This window comes from Microbacterium pullorum, from assembly GCF_014836535.1.
Lineage (GTDB): Bacteria > Actinomycetota > Actinomycetes > Actinomycetales > Microbacteriaceae > Microbacterium > Microbacterium pullorum.
On record NZ_JACSQP010000004.1, the window covers coordinates 266,413 to 290,043 of the forward strand.

The 23,631-nt window shown below is 70.8% G+C and carries 19 protein-coding genes; 11 read left to right on the plus strand and 8 right to left on the minus strand.

Going from position 1 to position 23,631, the window contains the following annotated elements:
- Nucleotide 1: 1 nt before the first annotated feature.
- The 4 genes from rocD (at nucleotide 2) to H9651_RS08245 (ending at nucleotide 4,891) form a co-directional block, all read left to right on the plus strand.
- The gene (rocD, locus tag H9651_RS08230) at nucleotides 2–1,225 is read left to right on the plus strand and encodes an ornithine--oxo-acid transaminase (RefSeq protein ID WP_191718805.1); all 1,224 of its coding nucleotides are present in this window, start codon (nucleotides 2–4) and stop codon (nucleotides 1,223–1,225) included.
- Nucleotides 1,226–1,447: 222 nt separating this feature from the next.
- Nucleotides 1,448–3,136 carry a circularly permuted type 2 ATP-grasp protein gene (locus tag H9651_RS08235; RefSeq protein ID WP_191718806.1) on the plus strand — a complete coding sequence of 563 codons (1,689 nt, stop codon included), beginning with the start codon at nucleotides 1,448–1,450 and terminating at the stop codon, nucleotides 3,134–3,136.
- Nucleotides 3,117–4,049 (plus strand): alpha-E domain-containing protein, encoded by a 933-nt coding sequence (locus H9651_RS08240; protein ID WP_191718807.1) that lies wholly within the window; start codon nucleotides 3,117–3,119, stop codon nucleotides 4,047–4,049. The genes H9651_RS08235 and H9651_RS08240 overlap by 20 nt, the downstream gene beginning before the upstream one ends.
- Complete coding sequence (locus H9651_RS08245; protein WP_191718808.1) at nucleotides 4,046–4,891, plus strand: transglutaminase family protein; 846 nt, start codon at nucleotides 4,046–4,048, stop codon at nucleotides 4,889–4,891. The genes H9651_RS08240 and H9651_RS08245 overlap by 4 nt, the downstream gene beginning before the upstream one ends.
- 24 nt (nucleotides 4,892–4,915) lie before the next feature.
- On the opposite strand, the gene H9651_RS08250 is transcribed toward H9651_RS08245, so the two are convergent.
- Nucleotides 4,916–5,926, minus strand: coding sequence for a LacI family DNA-binding transcriptional regulator (locus H9651_RS08250; protein ID WP_191718809.1), 1,011 nt, complete (start codon nucleotides 5,924–5,926; stop codon nucleotides 4,916–4,918).
- A gap of 161 nt (nucleotides 5,927–6,087) precedes the next feature.
- On the opposite strand from H9651_RS08250, the gene H9651_RS08255 reads away from it, so the two are divergent.
- The 4 genes from H9651_RS08255 to rhaS are packed head-to-tail and all read left to right on the plus strand — an operon-like array spanning nucleotide 6,088 to nucleotide 10,800.
- Nucleotides 6,088–7,614, plus strand: coding sequence for a sugar ABC transporter ATP-binding protein (locus tag H9651_RS08255; protein ID WP_191718810.1), 1,527 nt, complete (start codon nucleotides 6,088–6,090; stop codon nucleotides 7,612–7,614).
- Nucleotides 7,611–8,648, plus strand: a complete 1,038-nt coding sequence (locus tag H9651_RS08260; protein ID WP_191718811.1) for an ABC transporter permease — start codon at nucleotides 7,611–7,613, stop codon at nucleotides 8,646–8,648. Before H9651_RS08255 ends, H9651_RS08260 begins: the two co-directional genes overlap by 4 nt.
- The gene (locus H9651_RS08265) at nucleotides 8,645–9,760 is read left to right on the plus strand and encodes an ABC transporter permease (protein ID WP_191718812.1); all 1,116 of its coding nucleotides are present in this window, start codon (nucleotides 8,645–8,647) and stop codon (nucleotides 9,758–9,760) included. The genes H9651_RS08260 and H9651_RS08265 overlap by 4 nt, the downstream gene beginning before the upstream one ends.
- Nucleotides 9,757–10,800 (plus strand): rhamnose ABC transporter substrate-binding protein, encoded by a 1,044-nt coding sequence (gene rhaS, locus H9651_RS08270; RefSeq protein WP_191718813.1) that lies wholly within the window; start codon nucleotides 9,757–9,759, stop codon nucleotides 10,798–10,800. Before H9651_RS08265 ends, rhaS begins: the two co-directional genes overlap by 4 nt.
- Before the next feature lie 95 nt (nucleotides 10,801–10,895).
- On the opposite strand, the gene H9651_RS08275 is transcribed toward rhaS, so the two are convergent.
- From H9651_RS08275 to H9651_RS08305, 7 genes are all read right to left on the minus strand, one after another.
- Entirely contained in the window at nucleotides 10,896–11,873 is a 978-nt protein-coding gene (locus H9651_RS08275) for a serine hydrolase domain-containing protein (RefSeq protein WP_191718814.1), read from the minus strand.
- A gap of 17 nt (nucleotides 11,874–11,890) precedes the next feature.
- The gene (locus H9651_RS08280) at nucleotides 11,891–13,333 is read right to left on the minus strand and encodes a rhamnulokinase (protein ID WP_191718815.1); all 1,443 of its coding nucleotides are present in this window, start codon (nucleotides 13,331–13,333) and stop codon (nucleotides 11,891–11,893) included.
- Entirely contained in the window at nucleotides 13,330–15,366 is a 2,037-nt protein-coding gene (locus H9651_RS08285) for a bifunctional aldolase/short-chain dehydrogenase (protein ID WP_191718816.1), read from the minus strand. The genes H9651_RS08280 and H9651_RS08285 overlap by 4 nt, the downstream gene beginning before the upstream one ends.
- Nucleotides 15,367–15,450: 84 nt before the next feature.
- Complete coding sequence (locus H9651_RS08290; RefSeq protein WP_225216516.1) at nucleotides 15,451–16,779, minus strand: MFS transporter; 1,329 nt, start codon at nucleotides 16,777–16,779, stop codon at nucleotides 15,451–15,453.
- A gap of 3 nt (nucleotides 16,780–16,782) precedes the next feature.
- On the minus strand, nucleotides 16,783–17,949 hold the full coding sequence (gene rhaI, locus H9651_RS08295; RefSeq protein WP_191718817.1) for an L-rhamnose isomerase: 1,167 nt from the start codon (nucleotides 17,947–17,949) through the stop codon (nucleotides 16,783–16,785).
- Nucleotides 17,949–18,329, minus strand: a complete 381-nt coding sequence (locus H9651_RS08300; RefSeq protein WP_191718818.1) for an L-rhamnose mutarotase — start codon at nucleotides 18,327–18,329, stop codon at nucleotides 17,949–17,951. Before H9651_RS08300 ends, rhaI begins: the two co-directional genes overlap by 1 nt.
- 100 nt (nucleotides 18,330–18,429) lie before the next feature.
- Entirely contained in the window at nucleotides 18,430–20,541 is a 2,112-nt protein-coding gene (locus H9651_RS08305) for a RecQ family ATP-dependent DNA helicase (RefSeq protein ID WP_191718819.1), read from the minus strand.
- A 118-nt stretch (nucleotides 20,542–20,659) separates the two neighbouring features.
- On the opposite strand from H9651_RS08305, the gene H9651_RS08310 reads away from it, so the two are divergent.
- The 3 genes from H9651_RS08310 to H9651_RS08320 are packed head-to-tail and all read left to right on the plus strand — an operon-like array spanning nucleotide 20,660 to nucleotide 23,578.
- A complete protein-coding gene (locus H9651_RS08310) occupies nucleotides 20,660–21,667 on the plus strand; it encodes a LacI family DNA-binding transcriptional regulator (RefSeq protein ID WP_191718820.1) in 1,008 nt (335 codons plus the stop codon).
- Between the two features lie 49 nt (nucleotides 21,668–21,716).
- Nucleotides 21,717–22,658, plus strand: a complete 942-nt coding sequence (locus H9651_RS08315; RefSeq protein ID WP_191718821.1) for an aldo/keto reductase — start codon at nucleotides 21,717–21,719, stop codon at nucleotides 22,656–22,658.
- Nucleotides 22,655–23,578, plus strand: a complete 924-nt coding sequence (locus tag H9651_RS08320) for an LLM class flavin-dependent oxidoreductase (RefSeq protein ID WP_318244810.1) — start codon at nucleotides 22,655–22,657, stop codon at nucleotides 23,576–23,578. The genes H9651_RS08315 and H9651_RS08320 overlap by 4 nt, the downstream gene beginning before the upstream one ends.
- Nucleotides 23,579–23,631 lie beyond the last annotated feature (53 nt).

Sequence of the window (23,631 nt, forward strand, 5' to 3'; positions counted from 1 at the left end):
CATGACCACCGGTCCGCAGAACCTCGACACCGGGGCGCTCCGCGTCATCGCCGCCGAAGAGCAGCACGTCGCGCACAATTACCACCCGCTCCCCGTCGTCGTCGCGACCGGCGAGGGAGTGTGGGTCACCGACGTCGAGGGCAAGCGCTACCTCGACCTGCTGTCGGCCTACTCGGCGATGAACTTCGGCCACCGGCATCCCGACCTCGTCGCCGCCGCCACCGAGCAGCTCGGCCGCATCACCCTCACCAGCCGCGCCTTTCACAACGACCGGCTCGGCCCCTTCGCCGCGGCGCTGGCGGAGCTCTGCGGCAAAGACCTCGTGCTGCCGATGAACACCGGCGCCGAAGCGGTCGAGACCGGCATCAAGGTCGCCCGCGCCTGGGCGTACCGCGTGAAGGGTGTGCCGGCGGATGCCGCGACGATCGTCGTGGCGAACGGCAACTTCCACGGCCGCACCACCACGATCGTGGGCTTCAGCGACGACCCGACCGCGCGCGACGACTTCGGGCCCTACGCGCCGGGGTTCGTCACGGTGCCGTTCGGGGATGCCGCCGCGATCGAGGCCGCCATCGACGACACCACCGCGGCGGTACTCGTCGAGCCGATCCAGGGCGAGGCCGGCGTCATCGTGCCGCCGGAGGGCTACCTCGCCGCGGTGCGGGAGATCTGCACGCGGCGCGGGGTGCTGTTCATCGCCGACGAGATCCAGTCGGGGCTGGGCCGGGTCGGCACGACCTTCGCGTGCGACCGCGAGGGCGTCGTGCCCGACGTGTATCTGCTCGGCAAGGCGCTCGGCGGCGGCATCGTGCCGCTGTCGGCGGTCGTCGCCGACGCCGACGTGCTCGGGGTCATCCGCCCCGGCGAGCACGGCTCGACCTTCGGCGGCAACCCGCTCGCGGCGGCGGTGGGTCTGCGCGTGGTCGAGATGCTCGCCACGGGCCGCCTGCAGACCCGCGCGCAGGCACTGGGGGAGCACCTCGACCAGAAGCTGCGCGAGCTCATCGGCCACGGCGTCACCGCGGTGCGCACCGCCGGGCTCTGGGCCGGCGTCGACATCGATCCCGCCCGCGGCACCGGCCGCGAGATCGCGGAACGGCTGCTCGCCCGCGGCGTGCTCGTGAAGGACACCCACGGGCAGACCATCCGCATCGCGCCGCCGCTCGTGGTGCGCGCGACCGAGCTGGATTGGGCCGTGGAGCAGCTGCGCGTCGTCCTCGGCTGACCCGGCATCCGTCACGGATCCGCCCGGCATCCGTTCCGAATCCGCCCGGCATCCGTTCCGAAAACAGGAGATCTCGCGCACACAGGACGAACGGCGCCGAACCGTCCTGTCGCAGTGATTCCTCCTGTTGTGGGGAGGTGCCGGAGCGAAGCATGCCGCGCCCCGCTGTCAAGTGTCCACCGCCGAAACACCGCGGCAATGCGCCGCGGTTAGGGTGAAGGCATGGGTGACCTGTTCGACGGCTACGGCTCCACACTGGCGCCCCGCAAGACGCCTTCGGGCGTACCCGCTTTCGACGAGATGTTCGGGCATCCCGACCATCCTGGAGCCCCCGCGCCGTCGCGCCGCGCCTACCGTGAGCTCTACCAGGCGCTGGCCCAGATGACGCAGGAAGAGCTGCGCGGTCGCACCGATTCGCTGGCCAGTTCTTACCTCGCCCAGGGCGTCACCTTCGACTTCGCCGGCGAGGAGCGGCCGTTCCCGCTCGACGCGGTGCCGCGCATCATCGACTACGACGAGTGGTCGCGCATCGAGGCGGGGGTCAAGCAGCGCGTTCTCGCGCTGGAGGCCTTCCTCGACGACACCTATGGGCACCAGCACTGCGTGCGCGACGGCGTGCTGCCGGCGGGTCTCATCGCCTCGTCGCAGTACTTCTACCGTCAGGCCGCCGGCATCCACACCGCCAACGGCGTGCGCATCCAGGTGTCGGGCATCGACCTCATCCGCGACGAGCACGGCGAGATGCGCGTGCTCGAGGACAACGTGCGGGTGCCGTCGGGGGTCAGCTACGTCATCTCCAACCGCCGGGTCATGGCGCAGACGCTCCCCGAACTGTTCCTGTCGATGCGGGTGCGGCCCGTCGGCGACTACCCCAACAAGCTGCTCGCGGCGCTGCGCGCCTCGGCTCCTTCGGGGGTGGAGGACCCCAACGTGGTCGTGCTCACCCCGGGCGTCTACAACTCCGCCTACTTCGAGCACACGCTGCTCGCCCGGCTCATGGGCGTCGAGCTCGTCGAGGGTCGCGACCTGCTGTGCGTGGGCGGCAAGGTGTTCATGCGCACCACCCGCGGTCCGCAGCGCGTCGACGTCATCTACCGGCGGGTCGACGACGACTACCTCGACCCGCTGCAGTTCCGCGCCGATTCCATGCTCGGCGCCCCCGGCCTCATGCTCGCCGCGCGCCTGGGCAACGTCACGATCGCCAACGCCGTCGGCAACGGTGTCGCCGACGACAAGCTGCTGTACACCTACGTCCCCGACCTCATCCGCTACTACCTCGCCCAGGAGCCCATCCTCAAGAACGTCGACACGTGGCGGCTCGAGGACCCGGCGGCGCTGGAGGAGGTGCTCGACCGGCTGGATGAACTCGTGGTCAAGCCCGTCGACGGCTCCGGCGGCAAAGGGCTGGTCGTGGGACCGGATGCCTCACCCGCCGAACTCGACAAGCTGCGCACACAGCTGCGCGCCGATCCCCGCGGCTGGATCGCGCAGCCGGTGGTCATGCTCTCCACCATCCCGACCCTCGTCGAAGACGGGATGCGGCCGCGGCACGCGGACCTGCGCCCGTTCGCCGTCAACGACGGCGACGACGTGTGGGTGCTGCCGGGCGGCCTCACCCGCGTCGCGCTGCCCGAAGGGCAGCTCGTGGTCAATTCCAGCCAGGGCGGCGGCTCGAAGGACACCTGGATCGTCGGTGGCGCCGCCCCCGGACGCGTCGAGTACGGGCAGGGCCAGGGGCTGTCAGGGCTCGTGGCCGATCAGGCATCGCCGACCGAGGCCATCCCGATCATCTACGACGGGCAGCCGCAGCCGGCCCACTCGCCGCAGGACCGTCCCCGCTCCAACCGCGAGCAGCAGGAACAGCAGCAGCAGACCCGCGAGGAGGGGACCGATGCTCTCGAGGATCGCTGAGAGTCTCTTCTGGATCGGACGCTACATCGAGCGCGCCGACGGCACCGCCCGCATCCTCGACGTGCACCTGCAGTTGCTGCTGGAGGACCCGTGGATCGACGAGGATACCGCCTGCCGGTCACTGCTGAGCGTCATGGGGTCGGCCACCCCCGACTCCCTCGACAAGGTGGAGCGGCAGGACGTGCTGGCACGCCTCGCGGTGGACCGCAGTGATCCGTCGAGCATCGCGTACTCGCTGCAGGCGGCGAGGGAGAACGCCCGCCGCGCCCGCGAGATCGTCTCCACCGAACTGTGGGAGACCCTCAACACGACCAACTCGCGCATGCCGCGTCGGCTGCAGTCCGAGAAGGTGCACGAGTTCTTCCAGTGGGTCAGGGAGAGATCGGCGCTCGCCGTCGGCATCGTCGACTCCTCGACCAGCCGCGACGAGGCATGGCAGTTCTTCACCCTCGGCCGCAGCATCGAACGCACCGACATGACGGCGCGCCTGCTCGCGACGCGGTCGCTGACCGAGGCATCCGGGCCGTCGTGGACGACCATCCTTCGCTCGTGCGGCGCGTACGAGGCGTACGTGCGCACCTACCGAGGCATGCCCAGCTCCCGCAACGCCGCCGAGTTCCTGCTGCTGGACCGGCTGTTCCCGCGGTCGATCATCTACTCGATCCAGCGCGCCGAAGAGTGCATGGCGTCGATCGATCCACGGGCCGACCGGGTGGGGCACTCCAACGCGGTGGCGCGGGCGCTCGGGCGCATCCGCAACGACCTCGAGTACAGCCCGATCGGCGACATCCTGGGGGAGCTTCCCGAACACATGGAACGCGTGCAGACCGTGACGCGCGAAGCGTCGGAGGCGATCCGCCACCGGTTCTTCCCCACGCAGGCCGAACCCAGCTGGGTGGGGGAGATCTCATGATGCGGCTGCGGATCGAGCACGCCACCGGCTTCACCTACCCCGGCGACGTCTCGGCGTCGTACAACGAGGCGCGGATGCTGCCGGTGTCGACCGAGAACCAGTTCGTGCTCAGCTCGTCGCTCGACATCGAGCCGTCGTCGAGCGTCAACCAGTACGTGGACTACTTCGGCACGCGGGTGGCCTCGTTCGATGTGCTGTCGGGTCACACCGCGCTGAGCATCACGGCGCGCTCGCTCGTGGAGGTGCGGCCCCGGCCGCAGGATCACCCCGCGATCTCGTGGGAGGCTCTCGCCGCCGAGGCGCAGCGGGCCGTGTCGATCGTCGAGATGCTCGCGCAGTCACCGCGCACCGCCCCGCACCCCGAGGTCGTCGACCTCGCCCGCACGATCGCCGCCCGCCACGACAGCCCCGCCGCCGCGGCGCACGCGATCGCGGTCGCGATCGGCGAGGCCATGACGTACATGTACGGTGTCACCGGTGTGCAGTCGACCGCCGCCGAGTCATGGGAGGCGCGCACCGGGGTGTGCCAGGACCTCGCCCACATCACGATCGGGGCCCTGCGGGAGGTGGGGATTGCGGCGCGGTACGTCTCGGGCTACCTGCACCCCGACCCCGAAGCCGAGGTGGGCGTGGCCGTCACCGGTGAATCGCACGCATGGGTGGAGTGGTTCGCGGGCGACTGGCAGGGGTTCGACCCCACGAACAACATCGAGATCGGCGAGCGGCACGTGCTCGTGGGTCGTGGCCGCGATTACAACGACGTCCCGCCGCTGCGCGGCGTCTACGCCGGCACCTTCGCGAGCGACCTGCACGTTCAGGTGACGATCACCCGCGAGGCCTGACACTGCCGCCCCGGTGAGGGGGAGTCAGCGCGGCGTGGTCGACGCGCGCACGATGAGCTCGGGCGGGAACACCGTCTGACGAGGGATGCTGGCGGGGTCGTCCGCCTCCTCCAGCACGATGCGCAGGGCGGTGCGCCCGATCATGCGGCTGGGCTGGCGGATCGACGACAGCGGCACGGCAGCCGCCGCGGCGAACGGGATGTCGTCGAACCCGATGATGGCGATGTCGTCGGGCACGTCTGCGCGTCCGTCGACGACGAGCGACTGCAAGAGCCCGAGGGCGACGAGGTCGTTGGCGGCGAAGAGGGCGTCGGGCCACTCGTGGCGCGGCCGCGCCAGCAGGCGGGCTCCCGCCCGGGCGCCCTCGTCCACCGTCATCGCGTCCGTCGCCACGACCTCGAGACCCACCGGCGCGCCGGCGTTCTCGGCCGCGGCCCGCGCGCCGGCGAGCCGGTCGGTCACCTGGCGGATGTCGAACGGCCCGCCGACGAACGCGATGCGCCGCCGCCCCGTCTCGATGAGGTGCTCGACGGCCAGCCGGCCCCCCGCGATGGAATCCACCGACACCGACGAGAACCGGCCGTCGCCGCTGAAGCGGTCGACCAGAACCGCTGCGATGCCGCTGGCCCGCAGCCGCTGCAGCCGCGCGGTGACATCGCCGTAGGGCGCGATGAGCAGCCCTCGCACCTGCTGCTCGTGGAACAGGTCGATGTAGAGCCGCTCGCGCGAGACGTCCTCGTCGGTGTTTCCGTAGAGGATCGCGATGCCGTGGCGGGTCGCCTCGTCTTCGGCGCCCCGCACGACGTCGGTGTAGAACGGATTCTGGCCGTCGAGAACGACGAACCCGACCGTCGTCGAGACCCCGGCCCGGAGCTTGCGTGCCGCGTCGTTGCGCACGTAGCCCAGTTCATCGATGGCTTGCGTGACCCGTTCCACCGAGTCGGCCGACACCTCGTCGGGGCGGTTCAGCACGTTCGAGACGGTGCCGACCGAGACGCCCGCGCGCTGCGCGACGTCGCGGATACTGACCGGCATGGCACCTCCATTGTGTCGTCGGATCACGATTCGATCACTGTGGCTGTGAGACTTGACCGCTCGTGGGCGGCATCCATAGAGTAGCCGTGAACGGGACCTGAATCGATTCAGGTCATTGAATCACATTCCCGAATGTGCACCCTCGAAGAGGAGGAATCGACGTGGCTTTCGATGCCGATACGCCCGGTCAACCACACGCGCTCGAACTGAGACGCGTCGTGAAGTCGTTCGGACCGGTGGTGGCGCTGCGTTCGGGCAGCCTCACGCTCGACCGAGGATCGATCCACGCGCTCATCGGCGAGAACGGCGCCGGCAAGTCCACGCTCGTGAAGATCATCGCCGGGCTCTACCGCCGGGACGCGGGCGAACTGCTGCTGGCGGGCGAGTCGGTGGACTTCACCAGCACGGCGCAGTCCAAAGCCGCCGGCATCGCGGTGATCTACCAGGAGCCGACCCTCTTCCCCGATCTGTCGGTGACGGAGAACATCTTCATGGGCCGCCAGCCCACCCACCGCTTCGGCCGCATCGACCGCAAGGCGATGCGCACCGAGGCGATGGAGATCTTCGGCCGGCTCGGCGTCGCACTCGACCCCGACCGGGTGACCGAGGGCCTCTCGATCGCCGATCAGCAGATCATCGAGATCGCCAAGGCCATCTCGTTGGATGCCCGTGTGCTGATCATGGACGAGCCGACCGCCGCGCTGTCGGGCGTGGAAGTGGAGCGACTGTTCGCGGTCGCCCGGAGCCTGCGCGACGAGGGCCGCGCCCTGCTGTTCATCTCCCACCGCTTCGACGAGGTGTTCGCGCTGTGCGACACCGTCACCGTGATGCGCGACGGGTCATATGTCGACACCACTCCCATCGCCGAGACCACGGTCGATGACCTCGTGCGCCAGATGGTGGGGCGCGACGTCACCGAGATGTTCCCCAAGCAGCCCGCCGCCATCGGCGATGTGGTGCTGCAGGTGGACGGTCTCACCCGCACCGGCGTCTTCCGCGACATCTCGTTCACGCTGCGGCGCGGCGAGATCGTGGGGCTCGCCGGTCTCGTCGGGGCCGGCCGCAGCGAAGTGGCACGTGCCGTGTTCGGCGTCGACACCTACGAATCGGGCCGCGTCGTGCTCGACGGCGCCGTGCTGCGCAAGGGCGACCCGCGCGCGGCCACCGCCCGCGGCATCGCGCTCGTTCCCGAGGACCGCCGCAAGCAGGGCCTCGTGCTCGACGACGGTGTCGCCCGCAACGTCACGCTCACGATCCGCTCCAAGCTCGCCAGGTTCGGACTCATCTGGAACGGGCTCGAGAACGAGGCGGCGAGGGTCTGGGCCAGCCGTCTCGAGGTGAAGACGGCCGCATTGGATGCCGCGGTCGGCACCCTCTCGGGTGGCAACCAGCAGAAGGTCGTGCTCGGCAAATGGCTCGCCACCGAGCCCATCGTGCTGATCGTCGACGAGCCCACCCGCGGCATCGACGTGGGCACCAAGGCCGAGGTGCACCGCCTCCTGAGCGAACTGGCCCAGCAGGGCATCGCGATCCTCATGATCTCGTCCGAACTCCCGGAGGTACTGGGCATGGCCGACCGCGTGCTGGTGATGCGCGAAGGGCGACTGACCGCGGAGCTCCCGCGCGCGGAAGCCACCCCCGAAGCGGTCATGTTCGCCGCGACCGCCCCCGCAGAGGCCGCAGCATGAGCACCACGCTGGCTCCCGTGCAGCCGGGCACGAGCGGCGCGTCGCGCATCGTGCGGCGCATCGCCACCGCGCGTGAGACCGGCATCGCCGTCGCTCTCGTGCTGGTGATCGTGGCCGCGACCGCGGCGAACCCGACATTCCTGTTCTCCTCCGACGGATTCCGCGACCTGCTGCTGACGCCGTCGCTGCTGCTCCTGGTCGCCGTCGGCCAGGCGTTCGTCATCATCACCCGCAGCGTCGACCTCTCGGTCGGCTCGGTCGTGGGCCTCACCGCCTACCTGACCGGTCGGCTGTTCATCGACGTCCCCGGCATTCCCCTCATCGCCGTCTTCCTCGGCGGGGTCCTCCTCGGGGGTCTGCTCGGCGCCGTCAACGGCGTGCTCGTGGCCTGGGCGAAGGTGCCGGCGCTGGTGATCACGCTCGGCACGATGTACATCTACCGTGGCATCAACGTCGCGTGGACCGGCAGCGACCGCGTCAACGCCTCCGACCTGCCGCGCGACTTCCGTGGGCTCGGCACGGAGCTGCTCCTCGGCATCCCGATCCTCACGATCATCGCGCTGGTGGTGCTGGTGGCGGCGGCCTGGTATCTGCGCAACATCCGCGGCGGCCGGGAGCTCTACGCCATCGGCTCCGATCCGGATGCCGCGCACCTCTACGGCCTGCGCGTCAGCCGCCGCATCATCACGGCGTTCGTCGTGTCGGGCGCCCTCGCGGGCCTGGCCGGGGTGCTGTACGCCGCGCGGTACGGCACCGTGAGCTCGGCGGCCGGTTTCGGCTGGGAGCTGCAGGCGATCGGCGCCGCCGTGATCGGCGGGGTCGCGATCTCCGGTGGCGTCGGCACCGTCTGGGGTGCGGCCATCGGCGCGTTCCTGCTGCTGACGATCAACCGGGCCCTGCCGATCCTCGGCATCGACGACTTCTGGCAGCGGGCCGTCGTCGGCGTGCTGATCCTCGGGTCGATCGTGCTCGACCGCGTGCTCGCGGTGCGCCAGCATCGACGACTCATCGCCCAACGGGAGGTCGACCGATGACCGTCGTGACCGATACCGCCACCGCGCGGGTCTACCAGGCGCACGCGCGCCCCGCGTGGCGTCGGCTGCTGCTGACACGCGAGACGGCGATCATCGCCTTGCTCATCATCGTGATCGTGGTGGCGATGGCATCGGTGCGCAACTTCGACAGCCCGCTCACGGTCACCTATCTGCTGCGCGACATCGCGCCGATCCTGCTGATCGCGCTGCCGATGACGCTCATCATCATCACCGAGGAGATCGACCTGTCGGTCGCCAGCATCGTGGGGCTCTCGAGCGTCATGACCGGCATCCTGGTGCAGGCGGGGCTCCCCTTCCCGCTCGCGGCGGTGCTCGCCGTCGTCGTCGGCGCGGTCGCGGGGGCGTTCAACGGCTTCCTCGTGACGGTCGTGGGTCTCCCGTCGCTCGCGGTGACGATCGGCACGCTGGCGCTGTTCCGCGGCATCGCGGTGGGGCTGCTCGGCACGACCGCGATCACCGGGTTCCCCGAGGAATGGACCGACCTCGCCAAGGCCAACATCCCCGGTACACCGGTGCCGATGATCATGATCGTGTTCGTCGTGCTCGCCATCGTGTTCGCCGTGCTGCTGCACTTCACGCCGTTCGGCCGGTCGCTGTACGCGATCGGACTCAACAAAGAGGCCGCCCACTTCTCGGGCGTCGACGTCGGGCGGGCGAAGTTCACGCTCTTCGTGCTGTCGGGCGCGGTCTCCGGCTTCGCCGGGGTCTACTTCACGCTGCTGTACTCCAACGCCCGCGGCGACAACGCCATGGGATTGGAGCTGCAGGTGATCGCCGCCGTGCTGCTGGGCGGCGTCTCGATCTTCGGCGGCCGCGGCGCGCTGCACGGTGTGATCGCCGGTGTGCTGCTGATCGGCACGCTCGGCAGCGCCCTGCGCCTGGCGGGCATCACGAGCGACATCATCAACGTCATCACGGGAGTGCTGCTGGTGCTCTCGGTGGTGTCGGCAAGCCTTCTGGCCTGGCTGCATCAGCGCAGATCCGCGGCCGTCGGAAGACGAAGGGGAAGACGCAGCGCCGAACGCGGCGCTGCCGGTGACGAAACCCACAACCATGCGAGCACCTCGCACCAAGGAAGGAAGAACACATGATGGGAATGAAGCGGAACCGGCGCGCAGGCGCCGCGGTCGCGCTCGCCCTGGGCGTCGCGCTCGTCGCCACCGGCTGCGCCGGCGCAGGCGACGGGGGCGGGAGCGGTTCGGGCGGTTCGGGCGATGCGGAACTGTCGATCCAGTTCTTGCCGAAGAACCTCGGCAACCCGTACTTCGACACCTCGAACGCCGGTGGCGCCGAGGCCATCGAGGAGTTCGGCGGGACGTACGAGGAAGTCGGTCCCACCGAGGCGAGCCCGACCTCGCAGGTCAGCTACATCCAGACCGCCGCCCAGCAGGGTGTCGGCGGTCTCGTGCTGTCGGCGAACGACCCCGGGGCGATCTGCGACGCGCTCGACGAAGCGCGCAGCGCCGGAGTGAAGGTGGTCACCTTCGACTCCGACACCAACCCCGAGTGCCGTGACCTGTTCATCAACCAGGCCACCGCCGAGGGCATCGCGCAGGTGCAGGTCGACCTCATCGCCGAGCAGATCGGCGACGCCGGTCAGGTCGCGGTGCTGTCGGCAGCGGCCAACGCGACGAACCAGAACGCCTGGATCGAACTGATGCAGGAGGAGTTCGCCGCGAATCACCCCGACATCGAGGTCGTCGAGGTCGTCTACGGCGACGACGACGACCAGACCTCGTTCGACAAGACGGCGGCGCTGCTGCAGACGTACCCGGAGCTGAAGGGCATCATCTCGCCGACCACCGTGGGCATCGCCGCGGCGGCACGTTATCTGTCGACGTCGGAGTACAAGGGCACGGTGGCTCTCACCGGCCTCGGCACGCCGAACCAGATGCGCGAGTACGTCGAAGACGGCACCGTCACGGCGTTCGCGCTGTGGAACCCGGCCGACCTCGGCTACCTCGCGGCGTGGGCCGCGCAGGCGCTCATCACGGGTGAGATCACCGGTGAAGAGGGCGACACGTTCGAAGCCGGCAGGCTCGGCTCGTACGAAGTCGGCGCCGACGGCACCGTGCTGCTGGGCGACCCGTACGTGTTCGACGCCGAGAACATCGGCGACTTCGACTTCTGAGTCGGTGCCGCACAGGGCCCGGCGGGGGAGTTCCCCCGCCGGGTCCTGTCGCGTCGGGCCGGCGGGCACCTGCACGTGCACCGTTGCGGTGCCCGTCAGACCCCGGTGACGACCGCGTTGTCGAGCCCGTCGGCATCCACCCCGCGCCGCTGCACGATGTTCGTCAGCAGCACGTAGGCGACTCCTGCGGTGGGGTGCACCCAGAACTCGGTGCCCGCCCACCCGCCGTGGCCGTAGACGTCGCGATCGATGAGGCCCGGTGCGCGGGTGCGCAGGTTCCAGGTGAAGCCCCAGTCCTGACCGCGTTCGGCGGGATACGGCTCGAGGCGCGGGATCGCCCCCGTCAGCGACCGACGCATCATGGCCAGCGTCGCCGGCTGCACGATCTCCCCGGCATCGCGCAGCAGCGCGGCGCCCACGGCCAGCAGGTCCGCCGCCGTGCCGATCAAGCCCGCACCGGGGTTGCGCTGCGCGGTGAAGGCATCGGCGTCGAAGCCGAGATCCGCCCCGTCGACGATGGCGTGGGGGTTCGCTTCCTCGTCGAGGGTGATCCCGGTGGCCCCGAGCGGGTCGGCCCATTGTGCGACCCCGGCCTCCCACGTGGCGCCGGTCGCCGCATCGAGCAGCGCTGCGACGCCTTCGAACGCGATGGTCGAGTACCGCGACGCCGCCCCGGCGGCGAAGTCACGCCCCGGCTGGGTCAGCGCCTCGCGCAGCGGAGTGCGGCTGTCGAGCGCGGGCTCCGGGATGCCGGAGGTGTGGCTCACCAGGTGCTCGAGCCGCACGACGTCCTCGCGACCGGCGCCGAACTGCGGCACGGCCGTCGACAGCGGCGTCTGGGGCGACAGCAGCCCGCGCTCGACGGCGCGCGCCGCCGTCAGCCCCATGAGCACCTTCGTGATCGAGAACAGCCGATACGGATCGCTCCCGCGTGCCGGGCGGGGGCCGGTCGAGCCGAAGGCGTCGAGCGCGACGATCCCCTCGGCCGTGGCGATGCCGAGGACGGCGGAGGGGAGACGCTCCGCCTCGACGTGCCCGCGCACCCAGTCGAATGCCGCACCGTAACCGGTCATCTGGTCTCCTCGAATACTCAGTCGGCGCGGGGGGTGTAGCGAGTCGGGCGGTGCGTGCGCGCCACCAGGTCCCGCAACGACTCCAGCGAGCCTCCCACGAAACCGGCGGCCCGTGCCTGCACCAAGAGGTTCCCCAGCGCCGTCGCCTCGACGGGGCCGGCGAGCACCGGCAGGCCGGCGCGGTCGGCGGTGCGCTGGCACAGCAGCCGGTTGAGCGATCCGCCGCCGACGATGTGGATCGTCTTCACATCCACGCCGCCGATCCCACCCGCCTGGCGGGCGGTGTCGGCGAACGCCTGCGCGAGCGACTCGACGATCGAGCGGGCGTACTCGGGACGCGTGCGGGGCGCGGCGACGCCGTGCTCGGCGCACCACGCGTCGATGCGCGCGGGCATGTCGCCCGGCGGCATGAAGCGCGGGTCGTCGACGTCGAAGACGGGGACCGAGGCGGCATCCACCTCGGACGCCGAATCCAGCAGCGTCGGCAGATCGATCGGGTGCCCCTGACGCTCCCAGCCGCGCACCGTCTCGCTCAGCACCCACAGACCCATGACGTTGCGCAGCAGGCGGGTGCGGCCATCGACGCCGCCTTCGTTGGTGAAGTTCGCCGCGAGGGCTTCGCCGGTGAGCACCGGGCGCTCGACCTCCACGCCCACCAGTCCCCACGTGCCGCACGAGATGTACGCGGCCGACTCGGCGTGCATCGGCACCGCCACGACCGCCGAGGCGGTGTCGTGCGAGCCGACGGCGGTCACTCCCGCCGACGCGCCGGCGCCGAGCGAGGCCGCGACCTCCGGCAGCAGCGCGCCCAGGCCCTCGCCGGGGGCGATGAGGGCGGGGAAGATGCCGCGGGGCAGCCCGAGCGACGCGATGAGCTCGTCGTCCCATGTCGCATCGCCGCCGCGCACCAGTCCGGTCGTGGAGGCGTTGGTGAGCTCGGCGCGGGCCTGGCCGGTGAGCCAGAAGCCGATGAGGTCGGGCACGAGCAGCGCGGTGTCGGCGAAAGCGAGCAGATCGGCCGACTCCGCACCCAGCTGGTACAGCGTGTTGAACGGCAGGAACTGCAGTCCGTTGCGGGTGTACAGCTCGGCGTGCGGCAGACACTCGTGCACCGCAGTGACCCCCCGCTCGGTGCGGGCGTCGCGGTAGTGGAACGGGGTGCCCACCAGCCGGCCGTCGCGCAGCAGCCCGTAGTCGACCGCCCACGAATCCACGCCGATGCTGGCGATCGCGGGGGCGACGCGGAACGCTTCGCGCAGCCCTGTGAGCGCCGCGCCGTACAGGCCCAGCAGGTTCCAGTGCAGACCGTCGGGGGTGGCGACGGGATCGTTGGCGAACCGGCCGACCGTGGTCGCCTCGAGCGTGTCGGGCCCGACGTGACCGATGATCACGCGCCCGCTCGTGGCGCCGAGGTCGACCGCCGCGACGGCGCCCGACCCCGACTGCACGGCGGCGGTCATCGCAGGAAGGCGGCGGCGACGCCGGAGTCGACCGGGATGTGCAGACCCGTCGTGCGGGACAGCTCGGGGCCGGTGAGCACGTACACCGCGTCGGCGACGTTCTCGGGGACGACCTCGCGCTTGAGGATCGTGCGGTTTGCGTAGAACTGGCCGAGGTCCTGCTCGTCGACGCCGTAGGTCGCGGCGCGGTTGGCGCCCCAGCCCGACGCGAAGATGCCGGAGCCGCGCACGACGCCGTCGGGGTTGATGCCGTTGACGCGGATGCCGTGCTCGCCGAGCTCCACCGCGAGCAGGCGCACCTGGTGGGCCTGATCGGCCTTGGTCGCCGAGTACGCGATGTTGTTGGGGCCGGCGAAGACGGAGTTCTTCGACGAGATGTAGATCACGTCGCCGCCCATCTTCTGCTCGATGAGGGCCTTGGCCGCCGCCTTCGCGACGAGGAACGAGCCCTTCGCCATGACGTCGTGCTGCAGGTCCCAGTCCTTCTCCGTGGTCTCCAGCAGCGGCTTCGACAGCGACAGCCCGGCGTTGTTGACGACGAGGTCGATGCCGCCGAACGCCAGCAGGGTGGCGTCGATCGCGGCCTGCACGCCCGCGGCATCCGCCACGTTCGCGGCGAGACCGATCGCGACGTCGGTGTTGCCGAGCTCGGCGGCGGCCGCCTGCGCCTTCTCGAGGTCGAGGTCGGCGACGACGACGCACGCGCCCTCGGCGGCCAGGCGGGTGGCGATGGCCTTGCCGATGCCCGAGGCCGCGCCCGTCACGAACGCGATGCGTCCCTGGTGGGTCTTGGGCTTGGGCATGCGCTGCAGCTTCGCCTCTTCCAGCGCCCAGTACTCGATGCGGAACTTCTCGGCATCCGAGATGGGGCTGTAGGTCGACAGCGCCTCGGCGCCGCGCATCACGTTGATCGCGTTGACGTAGAACTCACCCGCCACGCGGGCGGTCTGCTTGTTCGCGCCGTAGCTGAACATGCCCACGCCCGGGATGAGGACGATGAGCGGGTCGGCGCCGCGGATCGCCGGCGACGAGGCGTCGGCGTGGGCGTCGTAGTAGGCCTGGTAATCGGCGCGGTACTCGGCGTGCAGCTCCTGCAGGCGCGCGATCTGCTCGTCGACCGAGGCGGATGCCGGCAGGTCGAGGATGAGCGGCTTGACCTTGGTGCGCAGGAAATGATCGGGGCAGCTGGTGCCGAGGGCCGCGAGGCTCGGGGCCTTCTCGGAGGCGAGGAAGTCCAGCACCGCGGTGCTGTCGGTGTAGTGGCCGACCATCGGCTTGTCGGTCGAGGCCATGCCGCGGATCGTCGGGGCCAGCGCCGCGGCGCGGGCGTGACGCTCGGCCTCGGGGAGGGCCTCGAAGCCGGCACGCACGCCGCCGAACGGGTCGGCCTTGCCGTGTTCGGCGATGTACGCCGCGGCGGTGTCGATGATCCACAGCGAATTGCGCTCGGACTCCTCCGAGGTGTCGCCCCACGCGGTGATGCCGTGACCGCCGAGGATGCAGCCGATCGCCTGCGGGTTCTGCGCCTTGATCGCGGCGATGTCCAGGCCCAGCTGGAAGCCGGGGCGGCGCCACGGCACCCACACGACGGTGTCGCCGAAGATCTCGGTGGTGAGCTTCTCGCCGTCGGCGGCGGTCGCGATGGCGATGCCGGAGTCGGGGTGCAGGTGGTCGACGTGTGCGGCATCCACGAGGCCGTGCATCGCGGTGTCGATCGACGGGGCAGCGCCACCCTTGCCGTGCAGGCAGTAGTCGAAGGCCGCGACCATCTCGTCCTCGCGCTCGACGCCCGGGTAGACGTTCACCAGCGCGCGCATGCGGTCCAGGCGCAGCACTGCGAGGCCCTTCTCGGTGAGGGTGCCGAGGTCGCCGCCGGAGCCCTTGACCCAGAGCAGCTCGACGGGCTCGCCGGTGACCGGGTCGGTCTCGGTGCCCTTGGCGGAAGTGTTGCCGCCGGCGTAGTTGGTGTTCTTGGGGTCCGCTCCGAGGCGGTTGCTGCGTGCGATGAGGTCGGCTGCGGCGGGGTTGGTCATGAGGTGGTCACCTGTTCCAGTGGTCGTTCGATTGTGACGAGAGGGGGCGGGGTCCGCCGGTCGGCGACGGACCCCGCCGGGGGGTCAGATGGTGCTGGTCTCGCGGTCGGGGGAGACTTCGCGGGGCAGCGGCGCGCCGTAACGCTCGAGCTCGATCTCCTCGAGCGTCTTGCCCTCGGTCTTCGGGGCCCAGATCGTGCCGATCAGCAGCGCCGCCACGAGCAGGCCGATGATGAGCAGGCCGAGCTGGCCGAGCCCGATGCTGCTGAGAAGCACCGGGAAGACGAGGCTGAGCAGACCCACCATCACGCGAGCGAGCATGAACAGCATGCCCTGGGCGCTGGCACGGTAGCGGGTGGCGAACAGCTCCGCCGTCCACAGGCCGTAGAACGCCTGCGCACCGAGACCAGCCGAGATGCCCCACGCCACGGCGAAGAACAGCAGCGAGAACACTCCGGGAGGGGCGAACACCAGCACGACCCAGGCGATGACGCCCAGCAGCGCACCGCCGAAGTACAGCCAGCGGCGGCTGACGCGGTCGCCGTAGCGCATGAACCCGAAGTAGGTGGCGAGGGCGGTGAGGCTCCACACCAGCACCTGCAGGAGGTTCTGGGCGGCGGGGTCCACGAGACCCGCCGCGGCGTACACGCGCGGCTGGAAGATGCCCGCCTGGCCGGCGACGGTGTTCCACAGGCCGTAGACGCCGATGAGGAACGCCAGCGCCCCGAAGTTGCGACGGTCGGTCAACAGGCCCTTCATGCCCGAGAACAGCGACACCTTCTCGCCTGCGGCCACACCGGCATCACGCTGGTCCTTCCAGCGCTTGGACTCGGGGAGCCCTCGGCGCACCCACCACGTGACCGCCGCGATGACGAAGAGGTGGAAGAAGATCAGGCGCGAGCCGACGATGCCCAGCGGCAGCACGAGGACGGCCAGCAGGAAGCCGACGGCGGGGCCGATCGACCAGGCCAGCTGCGCCGTTCCCACGTGCGCCGCGCGGTGCTCGCTGGGAGCCTCTTCTGCGATGTAGGTCCAGGATGCCGGGACGCCCGCACCCACGGCGATGCCCATGAGCACGACGCCGACCAGCAGCACGGCGAAGTTCGGGGAGAACGTCACCATGAGCGTTCCGACCATGAAGACGATCAGGTCGTAGGTGTAGATGAACTTGCGGCCGAGGCGGTCGCAGAGCGGCCCGCCGATGGCGGCACCGATCGCGGCGCCGAAAGCGTTGGCGCTGAGGGCGGCGACCAGGCCCACGGCCGCGTCGTCGAAGCCGAACTCCTGCTGCCAGAGGGTCAGGCTCGTGGCCAGCGCGATGATGGCGCCCGCCTCGATGTAGTTCGACATGGCGACCGCGATCGTGGCCTTCCAGGCCGTCAGCGGGCGACGGGTGGTGCGGGGGGAACTCATCGCCTATGCCCCCCATCCGGCCTGGGTGCCGCCGACACGCTCGGACTCGATCTTCTCCTGGTAGCCGGAGGCGGCGAAAGCGGCCATCGGGTCGGCGGGAAGGCCCCGCGACTCGCGCCACTCGGCCAGCGCCGGGCGCACGTCGGTGTAGAAGGCGTCCATGAACACGGCCTGGGCACCGAGCACGTCGTTGGCCGACTGCGCCGCCGCGAGGGCGTCGTGGTCGAGCAGCAGGGCGCGCGCGGTCATCTCCTGCACGTTCAGCACGGAGCGGATCTGGCCGGGGATCTTCGCTTCGATGTTGTGGCACTGGTCGAGCATGAAGGCCACGTCGGGGTTGTTGAGGCCGCCGCCGCGGATGACTTCGTACAGGATGCGGAACAGCTGGAACGGGTCGGCCGCGCCCACGATGAGGTCGTCGTCGGCGTAGAAGCGCGAGTTGAAGTCGAACGAGCCGAGCTTGCCCAGGCGCAGCAGCTGCATGACGATGAACTCGATGTTGGTGCCGGGGGCGTGGTGGCCGGTGTCCAGGCACACCATCGCCTGCTCGCCGAGGGCGGCGACCTGCACATAGGAGGTGCCCCAGTCGGGAACGTCGGTGTGGTAGAACGACGGCTCGAAGAACTTGTACTCCAGCACGATGCGCTGCTCGCCGGTCAGGCGGGCGTAGATCTGCTGCAGCGAGTCCTGCAGGCGGTCCTGGCGGGCGCGCATGTCGGTCTGGCCGGGGTAGTTCGAGCCCTCGGCGAGCCAGATCTTCAGGTCGCGGGAGCCGGTGGCATCCATGATGTCGATGCACTCGAGGTGGTGGGCGATCGCCTTGCGGCGGATCGCCTCGTTCTCGTGGGTGAGGGCGCCGAACTTGTAGTCCTCGTCCTGGAACGTGTTGGAGTTGATGGTGCCGAGCTTCACGCCGAGGTCTTCGGCGTAGCTGCGCAGCGCGGCGTAGTCGTCGACCTTGTCCCACGGGATGTGCAGCGCCACCGACGGGGCGAGACCGGTGAACTTGTTGACCTGTGCGGCATCGGCGATCTTCTCGCGCGGATCACGGGGGGTGCCCTCGGTGGTCCACACCCGGAAGCGGGTGCCGGAGTTTCCGAACGCCCAGCTGGGCAGTTCGATGCCCTGCTGTGCCAGCGTGCTCTGGATGTCGGGGGAGAGGGTGCTCATCAGTGGGTGCTCTCTGTCGTAGCGGCGGCCGCGCCGGACGCGACCAGTTGGGTGTGGAGGTTGAAGACTTCGGTGAGGGGGGTCGCGGCCTGGTCGGGGCGGCCATCGAGGCCGTCGAAGAACGGGGCCATCTGGGCCTCCCAACGAGTGGCGACCTCGGACGCGGCGAGGTACGCCTGGGCGGCCTCGTCGTCGTCGGTCTCGTAGTAACCGGTGAGGAGTCCGCCTTCGCCGAGAAACAGCGAGTAGTTGCGGCGGCCCGAGGCGGCGATCTCGGCGAGCATCTCCGGCCAGACGGGACTGTGTCGACGGATGTATTCGTCGAGAAGTTCGGGTTTGACGCGTAGCTGGAAGCAGACGCGTTGCGTCGGGCTCGTCATTGAGGTCTCCTGATTCGGTCGGAGTGAATCGTTTCAACAGCGTAACCCACGCCCGCGGCGTCCCGCAACGGGTACGTGGCTGTTTCGAGACGGCGCCGCGTCAGCCGCGCAGCGCGAGGGCGAAGGGGAGCACCGCCGTCGCGCCGGCCCGGCGCAGCTCGCGTGCGGCGATCGTCAGCGTCCATCTGCTGTCGACGAGGTCGTCGACCAGCAGGACCGGCGCGGCGGGAACATCGAGACCGGCGGCGCTGAAGCGACCCCAGACGCCGGCGAGCCGGAAGGCGCTGTTGCCTCCCGGTGCGCCGGTCGGACCGCCCTCGACGAGATCGAGGGTGCCCAGAAACGGCATGCGGCCGATCTCGGCGATGCCGCGGGCCAGCGTACCGACGAGCTGCGGCCTGGATCGTGACGGCATCGCGACCACGGCGACCGGACGCTCGGCCCAGCCCCAATCGGCCAGCACACGCACGCAGGCGGCCGCCACGTTCGGCGGCACCGGCGCATCGGCGGCGCCGGCCGCGAACATCTCGCGCAGCGTCCCACCCCACCCGAGGTCGGTGAGCCGCGCGAGCGCCCGTCCCTCGTCCGACTGCTCGTCGGCGGGGATGCGACCACGCACCGGCACGCCGAGCGAGTCGCCACCGGTGGGCCACTGCCGACGGGGTTCGATCGGCACACCGACCCGGTCGAGTGCGGCGGAGGCCGCCTGGGTCGCGTCGTCTCCGATCGAGAGCGGAAACCATGCCCCGGCGCAGTTGTCGCAGCGACCGCAGGGTGTCGCGGTGTCGTCGTCGAGGGCGCGCTGCAGGAACTCCATGCGGCATGCGCCGGTCTGCTCGTAGTCGATCATGTGCTGCTGCTCGGCGAGGCGCTCGGCGGCGATACGGCGGTAGCGGTCTTCGTCGTACGTCCACGGCCGGCCGGTCGCGATCCAGCCGCCCTTCGTGCGGGCCACCGCGCCGTCGACATCGAGCACCTTCAGCAGCAGCTCCAGCGGAGTGCGCCGGATGTCGACCAGGGCTTCGAGCGCCGGCGTCGACAGTGGCCCACCCGAGGCGGAGAGGGCCGAGAGCACGCGCTCGGCCCGCTCTCTGTCGGGCATGGATGCCGTGGCGAAATAGTGCCAGATCTCGCGGTCTTCGGCGCCGGGGAGCAGGAGCACGTCGGCAGACGCCGTGGCACGCCCCGCGCGCCCGACCTGCTGGTAGTACGACACCGGCGACGACGGTGCCCCCAGGTGCACGACGAAGCCGAGGTCGGGCTTGTCGAGTCCCATGCCGAGGGCGCTCGTGGCGACGAGCGCCTTGACCCGGTTCTGCTTCAGGAGTGTCTCGGCTTCCTCGCGCTCGTCGGGATCGGTCTGTCCGGTGTAGGCGCGCACGTCGTAACCGCGGTCGCGCAGCAGCCGGGCGGTGTCGTTCGCGGCCGCGACGGTGAGCGTGTAGATGATGCCCGATCCCGGGAGATCGGCGAGGTGGCTGATCAGCCACGCGAGGCGGCTCGGGGCGTCTGGAAGCCGCAGCACGCCGAGTCGCAGTGACGTGCGGGCGAGGGGGCCGCGGATGACGAGGACCTCGGGCGAGCCCGTGGCCTGGTCGAGGGTGCCCAGCTGCTCCGCGACATCGGCCACCACACGGCTGTTGGCCGTCGCCGTCGTCGCCAGCACGGGCACGCCGGCGGGGATGCGGGCGATGAGGTCGCGCAGGCGTCGGTAGTCCGGGCGGAAGTCGTGCCCCCAGTCGCTGATGCAGTGCGCCTCATCGACCACGAGCAGGCCGATCCTCGGGACCAGTTGCGGCAGCTGCTCCTCACGGAACGACGGGTTGTTCAGGCGTTCGGGCGACACCAGCAGCACGTCGACCTCGCCGCGGTCGAGCTGTGCGAGCACGTCGTGCCACTCGTGCGCATTCGTGGAGTTGATCGCGACGGCCCGCACGCCCGCACGCCGTGCTGCGGCGATCTGGTCGCGCATGAGGGCGAGCAGCGGCGAGACCAGCACCGTCGGCCCCGCGCCGCGCCGGCGCAGGAGCAGCGTCGCCACGAAGTACACCGCGGACTTGCCCCACCCGGTGCGCTGCACCACGAGGGCGCGGCGGCCCCCGTCGACGAGTGCCTCGATCGCCTCGAACTGGCCGTCGTGGAACTCGGCGTCGTCACGGCCGACGAGGGCGTGGAGCACGTCGAGCGCCTGAGCCCGAACCGTCGAAGTCATGGGCTCCACCCTGCCTCATGCCACCGACGCCGTGGGCCCCCGCCCCCGCGCCGGCCGCGCCGCAGCCCCCGCCCGGCCGCGGAGTCGGTAGCCTGGGGCGACGAACGAGGGGGCGCCGATGGTCGTCAGCATCAGGGATGTCGCGGCGGCGGCATCCGTCTCTGTCGGCACCGTGTCCAACGTGCTGAACCGGCCGTCGAAGGTGGCCCCGGCCACCGTCGAGCGCGTGCAGCGGGCGATCGACGAGCTCGGGTTCGTGCGCAACGACGCCGCCCGGCAGCTGCGCGTGGGGCGCAGCCGCAGCATCGGCCTGGTCGTGCTGGATGCCGGCAACCCCTTCTTCGCCGACGTCGCCCGCGGCGCCGAGGCGCGCGCCGACGAAGCGGACATGGCCGTTCTGCTCGGCAACGCCGACGAAGACGCGCAGCGGGAGACGCGCTACCTCGACCTGTTCCTGGAGCAGCGGGTCAACGGCGTGCTCATCACCCCGGCCGACGACGACACCCGTCGCCTGGCGCGACTGCGCGACGCGGGCACGCCGGTGATCCTCGTCGACCGCGAGGTGCCCGGCTCCGGGTTCTCCTCGGTTTCGGTCGATGACGTCGAGGGCGGGTTCCTCGCGGCATCCCACCTGCTGGCCGCCGGCAGACGCCGCGTGATGTTCCTCGGGGGGCCGCGGTCGATCCGACAGGTCGCGGATCGACTCGAGGGGGCGCGGCGGGCGGTCGACGCCGTCGACGGCGCCACCCTGCAGGTCGTCGAGATGCCCGCCTTGACGGTGCTGCACGGCCGCGCCGCGGGGCTGGAGGTGCTCGAGCGGGCGACCGGCGAGCGACCCGATGCGATCTTCGCCGCGAACGACCTGCTCGCCGTCGGCGCGATCCAGGCGCTGTCGATCCTGTCGGGCGTGCGCATCCCCGACGACATCGCGCTGATCGGCTATGACGACATCGACTTCGCCGCCTCGACGATCGTGCCACTGAGCTCCATCCGCCAGCCGGCCACCCTCATCGGGTACACGGCGGTCGATCTGCTGCTGTCCGAGCTCGACGATCCGCACGGCGACCACGAGCGCAACGTGCGATTCCAGCCCGAGCTCGTCGTGCGCGAATCCACGAGCGGCTGACACCCCGAGCGGCTGACACCCTCACCACGACCCCTGCGAAAGGCACGCCATGCGACAGACCAGTCTCGGCTCCACCGGCCTCACGGTCGGCCCGCTCACCCTGGGCACCTCGGCACTCGGCCGGGGGACGACGCCCGGTTCGCCCGAAGAAGCCGAGGCGGTCGCGGCGGCCGAGGCGCTGCTCACCGGCCCCGTCCCGCTCATCGACACCTCCAACAACTACGGCGACGGTCGCTCCGAGGCGGTGCTCGGCCTCGCGCTGGCGGCGGTCGGGTCGCGTGCGACGGCGGCCATCGCGACCAAGGTCGACCGTGACCCGCAGACCGGTGCCTTCGATCGCGATCGCGTGCTGCGCTCGTACGATGAGAGCCTCGACCGACTCGGGCTCGACCGTGTCGGCATCCTGCACTTCCACGATCCCTACAGCGTCACGTTCGCCGAAGCGACCGCTCCGGGAGGCGCGGTGTCGGCGCTGGTGGAGCTGCGCGATGCCGGTGCGGTGGATGCCATCGGCATCGCCGCCGGACCCATCCCGATGATGACGCAGTACGTCGAGACCGGACTGTTCGATGTCGTGCTCTCGCACAACCGCTACACGCTGGTCGACCGCACCGCCGAGCCGCTGTTCGCCGCCGCGCGCCGCCGGGGGATGGGGGTGTTCAACGCGGCACCTTTCGGTGCCGGCATTCTCGCGAAGGGGTCGGCGTCTCGGGCGTCGTACGGCTACACCGAGGCATCGCCGCAGCTCATCGAGTGGATCGCGCGCGCCGAGCAGGTGTGCGCGGACCACGGGGTGACGCTGGCCGCCGCGGCGCTGCACTTCTCGCTGCGCTCGGAGCTCGTGGATTCGACGATCGTGGGCATCGCCTCGGTGCCGCGGCTCGAGCAGCTGAGGCACCTGCACGCCGCGGCGGTGCCCGAAGAGCTCTGGCCCGACCTGGAAGCCTTGGGCCCGGCACCCAGCCCGCTCACCGACGGGGCCGACGGGTGAGCCCCGCCATCGGGGTCATGCTGCCTCGCGACCTCGAGCCGACGCGCGTGCGGGAGTTCGTCCAGCGCGCCGAGAAGCTGGGCTTCGACGAGCTGTGGATCGTCGAAGACCTCGGGTTCCGCGGCGGCATCGCGCAGGCGGCGGTCGTGCTGGCGTGGACCGAGCGGATCCGCGTGGGGATCGGCATCGTCCCCGCCGGGGCCCGCAACGCCGCATTCGCGGCGATGGAGCTGGCGACGCTCACCCAGCTGTTCCCCGGTCGGGTGCATGCCGGGATCGGACACGGGATGCCGGGCTGGATGCGGCAGATCGGTGCGTGGCCGGACCGTCCCCTGCGGGCGCTCGAGCAGCACGTGACAACCGTGCGCGCGCTGCTCGGCGGCGGGGTGCTCGACAGCGGCGTGCGCCTGGATGCCAGCGCCGTGCCGGCCGACCCCCCGCCGCTGCTGCTGGGGGTGCGGGGACCGAAGTCGCTGGCGCTGTCAGGTCGCATCGCCGACGGCACGGTGCTGGCGGAGCCCGTGACGCCGGAGTACGCGCGGGCGGCGCTCGGGCAGATCGCGGCATCCGATCACCGGCTCGTGGCCTACAACGTCGGCGTGGTCGATGCCGACCCGGCGGTTGCCGTCGCGGCGGCGCGGCCGGCGCTCGCGGCCATCGGCGAACCGGACTGGGCGCCGCACATCGCACCGCTGCCGTTCGCGGCGGAGTTCGCGGCCCTGCGGGCGCGGTGCGTCGATGGGGCGGAGTTCGCCCGGGCGATGCCCGCGGAGTGGGTGCGCCAACTCGCGCTCGCAGGCACGGCCGCGCGGGTGCGGGTCCGCATCGACGAGCTGGCCGCCGCCGGAGTGCACAGCAGCGTGTTCATCCCCGTCGGCGATCCCGTCACCGCTCTGGACTCGCTCGCCACCGTGCTCTAGCGTCGCCGCCGACGGTCGATAGGTTGTCAGCACCCCGCACGGTGCGGGAAGCG

What these genes read in the sequence shown, in the direction of transcription:
- H9651_RS08315 (WP_191718821.1), top strand. Translation starts at nt 21,717, where the DNA reads ATGCGACAGACCAGTCTCGGCTCCACCGGCCTCACGGTCGGCCCGCTC.
- H9651_RS08310 (WP_191718820.1), top strand. Translation starts at nt 20,660, where the DNA reads ATGGTCGTCAGCATCAGGGATGTCGCGGCGGCGGCATCCGTCTCTGTC.
- H9651_RS08305 (WP_191718819.1), bottom strand. Translation starts at nt 20,541, where the DNA reads ATGACTTCGACGGTTCGGGCTCAGGCGCTCGACGTGCTCCACGCCCTC.
- rhaS (WP_191718813.1), top strand. Translation starts at nt 9,757, where the DNA reads ATGATGGGAATGAAGCGGAACCGGCGCGCAGGCGCCGCGGTCGCGCTC.
- H9651_RS08250 (WP_191718809.1), bottom strand. Translation starts at nt 5,926, where the DNA reads ATGCCGGTCAGTATCCGCGACGTCGCGCAGCGCGCGGGCGTCTCGGTC.
- H9651_RS08280 (WP_191718815.1), bottom strand. Translation starts at nt 13,333, where the DNA reads ATGACCGCCGCCGTGCAGTCGGGGTCGGGCGCCGTCGCGGCGGTCGAC.
- H9651_RS08240 (WP_191718807.1), top strand. Translation starts at nt 3,117, where the DNA reads ATGCTCTCGAGGATCGCTGAGAGTCTCTTCTGGATCGGACGCTACATC.
- H9651_RS08245 (WP_191718808.1), top strand. Translation starts at nt 4,046, where the DNA reads ATGATGCGGCTGCGGATCGAGCACGCCACCGGCTTCACCTACCCCGGC.
- H9651_RS08235 (WP_191718806.1), top strand. Translation starts at nt 1,448, where the DNA reads ATGGGTGACCTGTTCGACGGCTACGGCTCCACACTGGCGCCCCGCAAG.
- rhaI (WP_191718817.1), bottom strand. Translation starts at nt 17,949, where the DNA reads ATGAGCACCCTCTCCCCCGACATCCAGAGCACGCTGGCACAGCAGGGC.
- H9651_RS08300 (WP_191718818.1), bottom strand. Translation starts at nt 18,329, where the DNA reads ATGACGAGCCCGACGCAACGCGTCTGCTTCCAGCTACGCGTCAAACCC.
- H9651_RS08285 (WP_191718816.1), bottom strand. Translation starts at nt 15,366, where the DNA reads ATGACCAACCCCGCCGCAGCCGACCTCATCGCACGCAGCAACCGCCTC.
- H9651_RS08290 (WP_225216516.1), bottom strand. Translation starts at nt 16,779, where the DNA reads ATGAGTTCCCCCCGCACCACCCGTCGCCCGCTGACGGCCTGGAAGGCC.
- H9651_RS08265 (WP_191718812.1), top strand. Translation starts at nt 8,645, where the DNA reads ATGACCGTCGTGACCGATACCGCCACCGCGCGGGTCTACCAGGCGCAC.
- H9651_RS08275 (WP_191718814.1), bottom strand. Translation starts at nt 11,873, where the DNA reads ATGACCGGTTACGGTGCGGCATTCGACTGGGTGCGCGGGCACGTCGAG.
- H9651_RS08260 (WP_191718811.1), top strand. Translation starts at nt 7,611, where the DNA reads ATGAGCACCACGCTGGCTCCCGTGCAGCCGGGCACGAGCGGCGCGTCG.
- rocD (WP_191718805.1), top strand. Translation starts at nt 2, where the DNA reads ATGACCACCGGTCCGCAGAACCTCGACACCGGGGCGCTCCGCGTCATC.